Origin of the sequence: Pseudobacter sp. (assembly GCF_051955275.1) — a bacterium.
In the GTDB taxonomy this organism is placed as follows: Bacteria; Bacteroidota; Bacteroidia; order Chitinophagales; family Chitinophagaceae; genus Pseudobacter.
In genome coordinates, this window is sequence record NZ_JBQCGW010000257.1 from 1 (window position 1) to 14,627 (window position 14,627).

At 48.2% G+C, this 14,627-nt stretch carries 7 protein-coding genes; 1 reads left to right on the forward strand and 6 read right to left on the reverse strand.

Annotated elements, in window-relative coordinates:
* The coding region (locus ACTHMC_RS22285; RefSeq protein ID WP_440416538.1) for a DUF5916 domain-containing protein at positions 1 to 2,007 on the reverse strand (2,007 nt) is incomplete at its 3' end.
* A 216-nt stretch (positions 2,008 to 2,223) separates the two neighbouring features.
* Positions 2,224 to 2,973 (reverse strand): XRE family transcriptional regulator, encoded by a 750-nt coding sequence (locus ACTHMC_RS22290; RefSeq protein WP_440416540.1) that lies wholly within the window; start codon positions 2,971 to 2,973, stop codon positions 2,224 to 2,226.
* 221 nt (positions 2,974 to 3,194) lie between these two features.
* On the opposite strand from ACTHMC_RS22290, the gene secA reads away from it, so the two are divergent.
* Positions 3,195 to 6,539 carry a preprotein translocase subunit SecA gene (gene secA, locus ACTHMC_RS22295; RefSeq protein ID WP_440416541.1) on the forward strand — a complete coding sequence of 1,115 codons (3,345 nt, stop codon included), beginning with the start codon at positions 3,195 to 3,197 and terminating at the stop codon, positions 6,537 to 6,539.
* A 76-nt stretch (positions 6,540 to 6,615) separates the two neighbouring features.
* On the opposite strand, the gene ACTHMC_RS22300 is transcribed toward secA, so the two are convergent.
* The 4 genes from ACTHMC_RS22300 to ACTHMC_RS22315 are packed head-to-tail and all read right to left on the reverse strand — an operon-like array spanning position 6,616 to position 14,549.
* Positions 6,616 to 8,604 carry an isoaspartyl peptidase/L-asparaginase gene (locus ACTHMC_RS22300; RefSeq protein WP_440416543.1) on the reverse strand — a complete coding sequence of 663 codons (1,989 nt, stop codon included), beginning with the start codon at positions 8,602 to 8,604 and terminating at the stop codon, positions 6,616 to 6,618.
* Between the two features lie 2 nt (positions 8,605 to 8,606).
* Positions 8,607 to 10,040: a RagB/SusD family nutrient uptake outer membrane protein gene (locus tag ACTHMC_RS22305; protein ID WP_440416544.1), complete on the reverse strand. Its 1,434-nt coding sequence runs from the start codon at positions 10,038 to 10,040 to the stop codon at positions 8,607 to 8,609.
* Positions 10,041 to 10,052: 12 nt separating this feature from the next.
* Entirely contained in the window at positions 10,053 to 13,391 is a 3,339-nt protein-coding gene (locus tag ACTHMC_RS22310; RefSeq protein WP_440416546.1) for a TonB-dependent receptor, read from the reverse strand.
* A 54-nt stretch (positions 13,392 to 13,445) separates the two neighbouring features.
* Positions 13,446 to 14,549 (reverse strand): FecR family protein, encoded by a 1,104-nt coding sequence (locus tag ACTHMC_RS22315; protein WP_440416547.1) that lies wholly within the window; start codon positions 14,547 to 14,549, stop codon positions 13,446 to 13,448.
* Between the last annotated feature and the right edge of the window lie 78 nt (positions 14,550 to 14,627).

The following is a 14,627-nucleotide window of genomic DNA, read 5'->3' on the forward strand; positions in this document are numbered from 1 at the left end:
GGTAAAACTACCGGTAATGGACAACCGGTCGCTGAAACGGTACCTCGCAGCCAGTTCAACCAGGTGAAATGGATCATTGGGCAGCGGCCCTTCTGCAAATCCGAGCGACCAACTCATGTACAGTTTCTTCCGGCTGTCTGTGCTGCCATCTGAAAAGAAAGAATAGTAAGGAGCTTTCTTCAGTGGCTGACGCGGTGTACTCAACAGATCTGCCGGTGTCTGCATTTCAAAGTAGTCGTTGTACCAGCGAGGTCCGATATCCACTGACAAACGCAGGTCCCAGAAATTCTTGAAGAGCCAGAACCCGAATGCTTCCAGTTTGGTGCGCTCATAAATAAAGGGCTTGAACAGGTAACGCTGCTCTACAGAGATCCCGTAGCTCTGGTTCATGAACCATTTGGATGCCTCGTAAATATTATAACTCACTTCCGCCTTGCTGGCAAAGCGGTTGGGAGCAGAAAGAAAACCAAGATCATTGGGGTCGTACTTCGCCGTTTTCAATTCATTGCTGACCTTGAATTGCAGCTTACCACTCACTTTCCCGAATTCTGCATAGTTACTGAAACCGTTGTAGTTTCCCTTATTGTCGAAGACCATGCTGTATCGGGGTTGCAAGACCAGCCCGTACAGGTTCTTATTATCATACAGGGCAATATCCAGGGCGCTGACATTGGCATCCCGCTCCGGTCCTTCACGCAGCACATTGGTATTGGTGAAAGTGATATAGGAACGGTTCTTCAGTGCCTGATCGAGCACCAGCACATTGTAATTGGTAAAGGGCTCGGAGATGATAACGGAGTCCTCTCCCGTGAAATCATTTCGCAGTCTGGCCTTTACCGGTTCAGTAACGGAGTTGAAAATACCGATCCCCAGGTTGCCATCCGTTCTACCCGAGAATTTAACAGCATTGTATAACCGCGTTACGGATGGATTCTTCCTGAGTGAATAACCCGGGTAATTGCCATACCGTGCATTGTATTTGATCTCCTCATACCGGTCAGGCACTTTGCCGATCCGGCGGGAATAAAAGATACCGGCTTTGTTGAATAGCTCCGTGCCCTCCGTAAAGAAGGGCCTGTTCTCCCTGAACTCTATCTCAAAGGGAGTAATATTATTGACGATATCATCGGAGATCACCTGTCCGAAATCCGGGATCAGCGTGGCATCCAGGGTAAAGCTCTCGCTGATACCATATTTCACATCCATGCCACCACTCTTGAGGGTTTCATACTGCGTTTTGTCGCCCAGCTGGGGAGTTTCCCTGTAACCGCCGCTTATATAGGGCGAAAAGCTCAATCGCAGCGGGGGTTTTATCTCCTGTAATCCTTTCAGGTCTCCGAACTGCAGCACAAAACCATTCACGTTGGGATTGACTGGGTTCCAGAAAGTGGTCTCATTGTTTCTGCGGCTGAAGCGCAGGAACTGAATGCCCCAGTCCTGGATATTTTTACTGGGGAAGCGAACGGCGAAGAAGGGGATCTTCATTTCCACCACCCATCTGTCTTTTTCAAAACTCACTTTACTATCCCATACGGCATCCCAGCTGAGATCTCCGTAGGTACCCCAGTTAGTGGCTGCATTGGGTGACACACGGGCATCACTTTGCACATTGCGGGCAGTCACCAGGAATTGAAAGGCGTTCTGATTATCGTGATAAGTATCGAAGAAAACAGAAAAATGATCTACATCTGCGCGCTGTTCATTATCGCGGGCAGTGAACTGACGACGGACTGCTGCCGGATCGTCATAGAGGTAAGCACCTATATAAATAGCCGTATTGTCGTACAGCACACGCACTTCCGTTCTGGAACTGGCGGGCAGACCGAATACCGGGCCATTGGTGATAAAATCTGTAGCGATGGGTGCCTGTTGCCATTCAGCTTCATCAAGCGTTCCATCTATATGAATAGCTTCCGTGGACTTTACAGCATGCGTGATCTTTTTCTGGGCATGCAGTTGCATACCCATGCAGGAGAAGAACAGTATAGCAGTCAGTTCACTTCGCATGTTGGCTTTTAGGGGGTGCAAAGTTATTGCCTTCGATCGGAAAAACCCGCGTAAAAACCCCAAATCGCGAAACGGATTACAACTAACCACCGATCGTACACTTACGGGCACGATCAGATCAATAGCAGATTTTTCTCTTCGTTTGGTAACGGTGACCTGTAAGTCACAAAGTGACACCAATGAAGACAAGCACAATTCAAAATCTGCTGCTGCCTGCTAATTCATTTTCTTCTTCATGGTACTCACCTGCTCCTGGAGGGTGTTCACCATACTGGCGAGCTGGTTCACATCCCAGCGTTGCTGCTGGTTGGCTTTCCCCATGATGTAAGCGGCCTTCCAGAGTTCCAGCACATCTTCAGAGTTGATATTGTAAGGCTGATAGGCAGCATTATCGCTGATCAGCGTGAGTTTATTCTTGGTACGGTTGCTCTTCATCACTCTTTTGTATACAATCCCTTCCGTACGGGTAACCACAATATAAGTGTTGTTGTTGCGGACATCATCTATCTCATCCACCTTCTCACAAACGATCACGGAACCGGAGGCCGTAGGCGCCATTGAGTCCCCGATGATCTCGAAAGCACGGTAATATCCGGGCGAAAGCATCGGCAGGGTGAAAGTATTCAGCTCGTCAATGAATTCAGGATCAGCGTAACCCGCCAGGTAACCGGCTGCCGCTTTTACCGGAACGAACTGGATTTCAGCCGTGCCCGCTGACATTTTCTGCGCACGGCGCTTGCTCAGGTAAGATCCTTTCGTATCCCCCAGGTCCTTGAGTAACAGCTCATCCAATGTTAATTTAAAGATATCGCCCACCAGTTCCAGCACTTCGATACGGGGCTCCGCCCTCTCCTCTTCATAAGCGCCCAGCAGGGATCTCTTGATTCCCAGCCTGGTGGCAAATTCTTCCTGGGTCCATCCGCGGAGCTTCCGCAGATACTTAAGGTTTTTACCAGCTTGAGACATAGACTAATAAATTTAGCGCTAATATACTAACTTTTTTATCAATCATACCAAAACTTTATTTTCTTACCTTTGGCATCCTGTCAAATTGGCTAGTTATCAAAGCCTAGCATTCTTTTTGACAACCATATCCGGATTTCACCGGCTCCTCTGCCTCCCTCTGTGCAATTGGAACCCGCGTGAGGTTGAGGTGAATTCATTTAAATTAAACAATTAGCTATAACATGTTAGGTTTTATTTCCAAGATCTTCGGAGGCAGCAAGTCGGAAAAAGATATCAAATCCTTCCTTCCTCTGGTTGAAAAGATCAATCAGCATTTTAGCTCTTACCAGTCACTGTCCAATGACCAGCTCAGGAACAAAACACAGGAGTTCAAAGCGCGCATCAATGAACATCTCCAGGGCATCGACGCCGAGATAACTAAAATGAATGCAGAGGCCGAAGCACTCCCGTTCAGCGATATCAATGGAAAAGAAGCGCTCTACCAGGAAGTAGACAAGCTCCGCAAAGACCGGAATAAAGCCATCGAGGAAGTGCTGAAAGAGATCCTCCCCGAAGCCTTCGCCACCGTTAAAGAAACAGCGCGCCGCTTCAAGGAGAATACTGAACTGGTTTCCACGGCTACGCAGCTTGACCGTGACCTGAGCGTGAAGAAAGACTATGTACGCATCGATGGAGATAAATCCATTTTCAACAATACCTGGAATGCAGGCGGAAACCTGGTTACCTGGAACATGGTGCACTATGATGTGCAGCTCATGGGTGGTATTGCACTGCACCAGGGAAAGATCGCCGAAATGGCTACCGGTGAAGGTAAAACACTCGTGTCTACCCTCCCCGCCTACCTCAACGCCCTTGCAGGCGCCGGCGTTCACATCGTAACCGTGAACGATTACCTCGCAAAACGTGACTCCGAGTGGAACGGCACCATCTTCGAATGGCTGGGCCTCACCGTGGATTGTATCGATAAACACCAACCCAACAGTGCCGCACGCAGGAACGCCTACCTGGCCGACCTCACCTACGGAACCAATAACGAATTCGGTTTCGACTACCTCCGTGATAATATGGTGCATACACCGGAAGAAATGGTGCAACGCAAGCACCACTATGCCATGGTGGATGAGGTTGACTCCGTATTGATCGATGATGCCCGTACTCCGTTGATCATCTCCGGTCCGGTTCCCCGTGGAGACGATCAACAATACCATATTCTCAAAGCCCGTGTACAGCAACTGGTGGAAGCCCAGAAACAGGTGACCAACAAATACCTGAACGAGGCGAAGAAATTATTCGCAGACGGAGATGATGATCCTAAGAGCGGCGGTCTGGCGCTGATGCGCGCTTACCGCGGTCTGCCAAAAGCCAGCGCCCTGATCAAATTCCTCAGCGAGCCCGGCGTAAAAGTGAAACTGCAGAAGTCAGAGAATTATTACCTCGCCGATCAGCAAAAACAAATGCCAACGGTTGACCAGGAACTGTTCTTCCATATCGATGAAAAGAACAACCAGGTTGACCTGACCGATAAAGGTATCCAGGCCATCACAAAAGCAGGAGAAGATCCCGAGTTCTTTGTACTGCCTGATATCAGTGTATCCCTCGCGGAGATCGACAGAAGCGAAGACTCTGCCGAAGAGAAACTCGCACAGAAAGAAGCGATCCTCAACGACTACACCGTGAAAGCCGATCGTATCCACACCGTTCAGCAATTGCTGAAAGCCTACACCCTCTTTGATAAAGACGTGGAGTATGTGGTAATGGACGGTCAGGTGAAGATCGTGGATGAACAAACCGGCCGTATCCTGGATGGCCGCCGTTATTCCGACGGTCTGCACCAGGCCATCGAGGCAAAAGAAAATGTGAAGATCGAAGCAGCTACCCAGACCTACGCAACTATCACCCTGCAGAACTATTTCAGGATGTACCATAAGCTGGCCGGTATGACCGGTACAGCGGTTACTGAAGCAGGTGAATTCTGGGATATCTATAAACTGGATGTGGTGACCGTTCCCACTAATATGAAGGCTGTACGTAAGGACCATGAGGACCTGGTGTATAAAACAAAACGTGAGAAGTACAAAGCCGTTATAGATGAGATCGAGAACATGCGCAATGCCGGCCGTCCCGTACTGGTAGGTACCACTTCCGTAGAGGTGAGTGAATTGCTGGCGAAGATGCTGCATGTGAAGAAGATCCCGCACAATGTATTGAACGCAAAACAACACGCGCGTGAGGCGCAGGTGGTAGCAGAAGCCGGCCTGGCCGGTGCTGTGACCATCGCTACCAATATGGCGGGCCGTGGTACGGATATCAAGCTCGGACCTGGTGTGAAAGAGGCAGGCGGTCTGGCCATCATCGGCACAGAGCGTCACGAAAGCCGTCGTGTGGACAGACAGCTCCGTGGTCGTGCAGGCCGTCAGGGAGATCCCGGTACCACTCAGTTCTACGTTTCCCTGGAAGATGAGCTGATGCGCCTGTTCGGAAGCGACCGTATCGCCAAGATCATGGACCGCTTCGGATACAAGGAAGGGGAAGTGATCCAGCACAGCATGGTAACAAGAAGTATCGAGCGCGCCCAGAAGAAAGTGGAAGAAAACAACTTCGGCATCCGTAAGCGCCTCCTGGAATATGACGACGTAATGAACAAACAGCGTAACGTGATCTACCAGAAACGTAATCACGCGTTGTTCGGAGACCGCCTGGCGGTTGACCTGGATGAAGCATTCTACGGCGTCTCACAAAGCATCGTGGGCAGCTTCAAAGAGCAGAATGATTATGACGGGTTCCGTATGTCAGCGATCCTCGGCTTCGGTATCGACACCAGCATCACGGCTGATGAATTTGAAAAAGGAAACGAAGAGCAGCTGTCTGACAGGCTCTACCAGGAAGCCACTGAGCGCTACCAGCGTAAAATGGCCGATCTGCAAACGCAGGCTGTACCTGTGTTCCGCAATATCCGCCAGAGCCAGGGAAGCCATATCGAGAATGTGGTGGTTCCTTTTGCTGATGGCAAGAAAGGTATGCAGGTGCTCGCCAATCTCGATAAAACGATCGAGAGCAATGGCCGTGAACTCACCGGCGCCCTGGAGCGTCAGATCACGCTCGCAGTGATCGATGATGCCTGGAAAGAGCATTTACGTGCTATGGATGACCTCAAACAAAGTGTACAGACCGCTTACCTGGAACAGAAAGATCCGCTGGTGATCTACAAGCTCACCGCATTCGACCTGTTCAAACAAATGGGCAGCGAACTGAATAAAGATATCGTTGGATTCCTCGCTCACGCTACTATCCCTATCGAACAGGATAACGGAGGACAGGCGCAACAGGCTCAGATCCGTGAAGGCCGCGAGCAGAAGACCGATATGAGCCGCATGAAGGCCAATAAAGAAGAGATCGATGCAAGAGGTGAAGATTATGCAGCGAACGAGAACGATTACTTCGATCCTTCCGGAACTGATTCAAAGCAGGAGCCTGTGAAGGTGGGACCAAAGATCGGAAGGAATGACCCATGTCCTTGCGGAAGCGGTAAGAAGTTCAAGAACTGTCATGGTAAGGATGCTGTGTAAGCAGACTTGCTGAACATAAAAAAGGAAATGGCGTCTCAATGAGGCGCCATTTCCTTTTTATTTCGAGGGGAAGGGATTAGTTCTTATAAATCTCAATATCTATTTTTCCTTCGCTGGTAATGGTACCGCGGTACATTCCTTCTGTGTTGAAAGGCATGGCAACGTTCCCGTTTTTGTCAAGGGCAATCAATCCGCCATCACCGCCCAGCTTTCCAACTTTTGCGATCACAGATTTACCTGCGTCCTGTACAGTATATCCCTTGTACTCCATGATTGCAGCAAGATCATAGGCCACAACGGAACGAATATAGAACTCACCCCAACCAGTACACGAAATCCCTACAGAGCCATTGGCATAAGTGCCGGCTCCGATGATGGGAGAATCTCCCACCCTTCCGTATTTCTTGTTGGTCATGCCACCAGTGGAAGTACCTGCAGCGATATTACCGCTCCGGTCAAGCACTACGCAACCTACAGTACCGAACTTATTGTCCACGTTGATAGTTCCTGCTTTATGAGGTACATAACTATGGTCCAGCTTTGCTTTCTTTTCATCTTCTTTGATGGCATCCTGCAATTGTTTCCAGCGTTCTACTGTACGGAAATATTCAGGTTTCACTATTTCCATTCCGGCTTCTTTTGCAAATTGTTCTGCGCCTGCACCCACCATCATCACATGTTCGGATTTTTCCATCACAGCCCTGGCGGCCGAGATCGGGTGGCGTAGTGTTTTTACACCTGCCACAGCACCAGCCTGTAACGTGGCGCCATTCATGATACTTGCATCCAGTTCATTTTTTCCATCATGCGTAAAAACGGCGCCTTTGCCTGCATTGAAGAGCGGATTATCTTCCAGCGTCCGTATGGCCGCTTCCACGGCATCCAGGGCCGGAGCGCCCGATTTCCATTTTGCATAACCCGCTTCAAGCGCCTGCTGAAGGCCTTTTTTATAAGCAGCTTCTTTCTCCGGCGTCATTTTACTCTTCAGGATAGTGCCTGCACCGCCATGTACTACTATTACGTATTTATCCATCGGACTTTGCTGCCACGCCCCTTTATCCACCCACCACCAGTACCATATACCACCTTTGGCTTTAGCCGGATCAAAATCAGACACAGAAAAATAACCTGCGCCGGCTGCGCTGCCCTGAATTTCATAAACACGCATAGCTTGCCGGCCGGCCAGCCATTGCAATGGAACACCCGGTTTGATACGTTCGGGAGCAGCAGCAGGGTCTGTGCTGATAAAATATGCTTTACCTTCTCCGATCACCTGCGCATTGCCCTGTTCATCGATACAAACAGCTGTTCTTTCATCAGGAGCAATGCCTTTAGGAAACAGTTTCCAGTCGTTGATGATCCTGCTCAGAAAAGTTATATGCCTGCCCTGCCTCATGCGCTGCGAATAATGCTGATCTGTCAGAACATTTTTCAGGTAGGGAGGCTGCAGAAAATCATTATTATAGAGAGTTACATTTTTATCGAAAGGATCCATGGTGATTTCCGAGGTGGCGCTGCCCGTTTCCCCGCTGTAATAAAATCCACTGAGCACTGCGCAGCCGGCACTGGTGCCACCGGCAGGAACCTTCTTTGTATTGAGCAGGTAATTGATGGCTTCCGAAGTTTTGGTATTTCTCCAGAAGTTCATGTAATTGCTCTGATCACCGCCAGTAATGAACAGCATTTCGGCATTGCGGATGGTAGTTGCTACTTTTTCATCATTGGCCACTTCCCGGGAATCGATCAGAAGGGTTTCCACCGAGTTTACTTTTCCCAGTTTGGCAATATCATCATTATACAAATAATCTCCTGAAGCCCTTATCACCACAACATCACCACCTCCGCTTCTATCTATCATCCATTTGAAAGCAGCATCCACATTACCACCGCCGCCAATGAGCACTACTCCTCCCTTTGTAGGAGTGGTTACATCTGCAGGATCACCAGATAATTTCAGGGAAGGCCCGGTTGTGTTTTTCGTTTGTGCATTAACGTTATACATCAGTAATACACCCGCTGCTGTCTGCAACAAATATTGTTTGAGAAGAAGTTTACCAATTTTCATGATCAGTAAAAAGGATTTTGTTTCAGATTTGGATTGACACGTAATTCAGAGTTAGGGATCGGCCATCTGTATTGAGCCTGGGTAGGAGGCAGGTTTACCGCACCCAGCGCATTCACAGCATCTTCCGGCAGTCTGGTCACGGGCAGGTTCCACCTTCTGAGATCGTGATGCCGGTGTCCTTCAAAAGCCAGTTCTTTGAATCTTTCTTTTTCGATGGCATCCATCAGCGCCGTTTTATCTGCAAAGGTCTGGTCTGCATATCCGCTGATACGGGTCCTGCGAAGATCATTGAGATCATCTTCAGCCAGATCAAGCTGGTTATTTCCTGCATAAGCTTCTGAGCGGATCAGGTACATTTCACCTGTACGGAACAGTTTGATATCAACCAGGTTCCGGTTGGTAGATCCATTATTAGTGTACTTGATCACTACATTAGGAGTTCTGCCCGCCGTTACCCTGCCCGGATCTACAACAATATAGGAAGAGAAGCGGATATCATTGGCCTGATCAAACAGGTTTGTAAGTTCATAAGATGCGGCATAGTAAACCCGTGAGCCTGCAGGATTAGAGAGGAATGTTTCCTGAGTATACAGATTACCCAATGGAGTTTCCGAGTCTGACGCCACTCTTTTCAGTTTCCATATCACTTCAGCAGGAGCTTCTTCATGCCAGATTTTCGGAAAATCAGCGCGGGAAGCCAGGGGTTTTCCATTGATCACTTCCGTAGCGTATTTTATAGCGTTTGGCCAGTTCTTTTCATAAAGGGCAACCCGTGCCTGTATGGCTGAAACGGCCAGCCTGGTGATCCTGGTATTGTCACTGAATCCAACGGGTATCAGGTCTTTTGCCGCTGTAAGATCAGCATTGATCTTTGACATTACCGTACCAAAGCTGGCACGTGGATATTTGGTGATCTCAGATTTCTCCATGTATGGGATGCCCATGGAATCCGCCACATATCCGGATGCAAAATTCCTGATGAGCTCAAAATGACAATAGGCACGCAAAGCCAGTAACTCCCCTTTATACTGGCTTTTCTGTGTGGTTTCGTCACCTGCCAGGGCCGGTATCTCATCTATTACAGATAATACGCGGTTCACCCTGTCAATGCCTTTGTAATTATCATACCAGGCATCATGTTGAAAAGAGCCGTCGTATTGCCATCGGTAGGTGGCAACACCGCTACCCGTGCTGTTCTCCGTGGGAAGCATCACTTCATCTGTTATACGGGTAGTATAAAAGATACTGCTGTAATAATTAAGAGCGCTGTAGGCGCCGAGCAAGCCGGAGTTCACATCCTTTACATTCCTGAAAGCCTTGGAGGGATCGATGGTATCTGAAGGCAGCAGGTCCAGTTGTTTGTTACAGGCACTGAGCAGTAACAAAGCAGTTACGGATCCCAGGAAAATATTTTTATAAGAAGGTATTGTTGTCATGGTCATAAGCGGTTAGAAGTTAACATTTAAGCCCAGTACAAAAGTTCTTGGCGCGGGAAAGCTGAACCTCGCATATTCATTGCCGTTCTCAGGATCAAATCCCCGCCATTTGGTCCAGGTAAGCAGGTTCTGTCCCTGCAGGTTGATCTGAACTCCTGAAATGAATTTCCATTTGCTGAGCATTGAAGCTGGAAGATTGTAACCAATATTGACATTTCTCAGGCGTACATAAGAAGCATCCTGAATATCCCTGGAGGTGAAGGTGCGCGAAGCGCTGATCCTGGGCAGAATGGCATTATCTCCCGGTTTTTTCCAGCGGTCATTCAGCAATCTTACAGACTGGTTACTGGTAATAAAGCTGGGATTCTCGTTGAAATAATCTTCATTGTTGTACCGCATTACTTTGGCATTGAAAGAAAACAGGGCATTCACATAAAAATCTTTCCAGGTAAAGGAGGTATTGAAGCCGCCTGTAATTACAGGGATATAGGTTCCAAAGTCGGCAACGCTTAGTGTGGCCGCATTATAATTAGTGGTAATCTGCCCGTCAGGTGTATAATACTGAGGGTCTCCATTGGCAGGATTCACGCCAGCCCATTTAGGCGCATAATGGGAACCGTAAGGAAGCCCTACCCTGATGATACCGGTGTACTGGAATTCAAATTCATCTGCACCGCCAAGATCGAGGACCACATTTTTATTGTAACCCATATTACCACCAACCGTCCAGATCAGGTCCTTTGTTTTTATCACATCGGCCTGCAGGTCGATTTCTACGCCGCGATTCCTCATTTTTCCGGAACTGATAGATAAATTGGTGAAGCCTGAAGTGGCGGGTAATGGCTGATCAATAAAAAGATTACTGGTGATCCTGTTATAATATTCTGCAGTCAGGCGGATCCGGTTCTGAATCAGCGCCAGGTCAAATCCGATATTCAGCTCCCTGGCATATTCCCAATCGTAAAAAGGGTTGCCGGGAGAAGTAGGAACGATGCCGGCGTTGCCACCATACGGAGAAAGGCCATAAGCAGGCAGGTAGGCAAAGTTGGAAGGGAAAGGGCTTGCAGTAGTACCATAACTGGCCCTGAAACGAAGTCCGGTTATTGCATGTACATTTTCCATGAATGATTCTCGTCTGACCTCCCAGCTGGCTCCAACAGAATAGAACCCATGCCAGCGGTTATTTTCCGGCAAAGTAGAAGAGCCATCATAGCGGTAACTGGCATTGAGCGTATATTTATTCTGATAGGTATATCGTGCAATACCAATCAGGGAAGACATGGCATTTTCTGTACGCGCACCACCCAATGTTGGGATATAGGTAGCGGTGTTGCCGATACCTGCGGGTGTTTCAGGCAAGCGGGGATCAAGACCAAAACCGGTATAATTGAAACGCCTGTCTTTATTGCTGAGAAATTCATACAGGCCTGACACTTCCACTTCATGATCGGCACCAAATACTCCATTATAAGTCAGACCTGAAGTAGATACCAGGGAAGTGCGTCGGCTTACCCCTTCACCAAAGGAACCCAGTCTTCCATTTGATACCCTCCGGCCAGCATAGGAATCAGGATTGATAAACTGTTCGGTTGTCTGATCCCGGTAGTCGATACCCAGCCTTGTTTTAGCCACCAGCCCTGGCGCAACAGTATAGTTCAGAGAAAGACTCATCACTGTTTTCAGCTGGTTGAGCTTATTGGTGGTATTCTGCATGCGGGCGTAAGAATCGCTGCCTTCCCGGAGATCAAGCACCGGGTATTTGCTTCCATCTTCTGTAGTTACCAGCTTTCCATCAGGAGCATAAGGATATTCATAAGGGAGAGCGTAATAAACTGCGGAAATGGGATTATTGGCACCGGTGCCGTTTTCATTCTGAATAAGATTGGATTTTGAGTATCCGATATTCAGATTGAGGTTGGCAGAAAATTTTCCGTAAGTAAAATCCAGATTGTTCTTAAGGGTATACCGCTTCAGGTCTGATACTTTAATGAGACCCTGCTGATCAAAATAGTTGAGCGAAGTGTAAAACCTGATATTCTGGTTGCCACCACTGGCGCTGATCTGCTGTTCCATGAAACTCCCATTGCGCATGAATAAATCGCGCCAGTCAGTGTTTACACCAAGGAGACTGTCTACAATATGATCAGCGTTCTGTTTTTCTGCTGCGCTCATATTGGCATAATCAGGGTTCAGTTTTGAATAGGTCCAGAAAGGACCTGCCTCTGCCCCCGTTTCCACACCGATGCCCTCTTCAAATTCTTTTCTCTCGGCGGAATTCATCATCCTGAACTTGGTGGAAGTAAGGGTTGAAACGCCGTATTGCGACCGGTATTCCAGGGCAAGTTTTCCCGCCTTCCCCTTTTTGGTAGTGATCACAATTACCCCATTTGAACCACGGGAACCATAGATGGCTTTTGCGGAAGCATCTTTCAATACCGTGACAGATTCAATATCCCCGGGGTTAAGCGACATGAAAGCGCCTGATTCAATAGGCACTCCATCCATTACATACAGAACAGTATTGTCACCGGCAATTGATCCAACTCCTCTCAGTAAAACTCTTGCACTGGTGCCTGGTTGGCCTGATATAGCAGAGATGGAAAGGCCTGGCACACGGCCCTGCAATGCCTGTTCAAAAGTGGCTGAGGGTACGTCATTGATCTTATCACCACCAACTGTTGTAGCTGCAGAGGCCGATTTGTTCCGGGAATAACTGGTATATCCTGTAACCACCACCTCACCGAGGCTGGTTGCGGATAATTTCATTGTTACATTGATTATCGGGCGGTTCAACAGGACCTGCTCATCCAGATATCCTACCAGGGAGAAAGACAGGGATTTTGCACTTGCGGGAACAGAAAGACTGTAATCACCGTTTGCATCCGTAGTGGTTCCCGCACTGGTACCGGTGATCAGCACCGATACTCCTGCCAGGGGTTTATTATCCGGACCGGTCACTTTGCCTTTTATCACTTTGTCCTGTTCCGCCGGCCGGGCGGTTGAGAACACCACCACCAGGTTGTCTTCCCGGACTGAATAATTTATGGCCAGTCCTTTGAAAGCCTGGCTGAGCACCTGGTCCAGTTCAGCATCTTTCATGGAGATATCAAGCTTTTTATCGGCTGGCAAAGTGCCGGAATGATATACAAACCTGTAAAGGGTTTGTTTCTCCACTTCATTCAATAATTGTTTGAGGGTGGCCTTGTGCAGTTGCAGGTTGATCTTCTGCTGTGAAAAACTTTTCGCCTGCACCTGCATACTGGCAAACATCAACAGCAACGTGATGAGTTTCGTAAAAAAGACCAGCGGCCTCAGGAACGGGCGATGGCCGGCAACATAAGCAGTCTTCATAACACTGTTTGGTTTATGATGATCAAATCGGGGTATGATGAATAATACAGGTTATCATTTACTGATGATGATACTATCCTTCCTGATTGCAAAATTGAAGGGGTAAGACAACTGCAGGGCTTCAAGCGCTTTCACTACAGACTCGCTTTCAAATGTGCCGGAATACCGGTACCCTCTCACTACTTCATCCGTAAAACCGATATGTATGCCATACCATTGCTGCAGTTTTGATGCGATTGTTTCCAATGGCTCGTCATCAATTTTCAACCTGTTCCTCACCCAGGCAATTTCTTTTGCTTTGTGGTTCACAGGGTCGGCAAGCATTGAAACCACTTTTAATGGATTTTCAGCAGCGGCCAGCGCGGCTGTTTTTCGGGAAAAAACCATTTTCTGACTCGGAGTAAGCACAACTTTCTGTTCAGGATGATCCTTCCTGGTTACAGCAACCTTTCCCCGGAACAGGGAGGTTTCAGTCAATTCATTTCCCGGGTATGCACAAACATTGAATACTGTTCCCAGTACTTCGATATTCACTTCTTCCGTATGCACAATGAAAGGGAGCTGCTGGTGCCTGACATCAAAAAAGGCCTCACCGGTCAGGTGTAATTCCCGGGTGGACCTGTTGAAGTTTTTATCAAGTACGATTTTACTGTTGCTACGGAGGGTAACTACAGTTCCATCAGGTAATATCACGGTTTTGCGGGGCTGATTGCCGGTTATTATGCCTGCTTCATCTGTCACCACTTGTTGCGCCTGTACAACAGGCAGAGTAGCGTCAGAAGGCTGCCACATAAAATAACCTGCTACTGCCAGCAACAGGATGGCAGCGGCTGCAGCAGCCGTCCATCTGAACCTGTTGCGCCCTGACAGCACAGGGAGGAAATGGTGTTTTTCTTCCTGCCGGCTCAGTGTATCTTTCAACAGATCAAAACGACGGATGCCATCTTTCAGCTGTTCCAGTTGCACAGGAAGCTTACCCTGCCTTGCACTGATGATCTGAATAATTTGCTCCGCTTCCTTTATAACAGCAAACTTATCAGGGTAGTCCCTGATACTGGATTCCCAGGCCTGAACGGCCTTCTCATCCACGCCTAAGCAGTATCGCTGGAAAGATTCGTCGCAAACAAGATCTTCTACAGTACAGTTCTGGATGTCCATGGAAAGCCCTTTAGATATACTGAGGGGCTGTTCCCGGTTTTTTCCCAAAAAAATCAGTACTATTTTTTAAAAACTTTT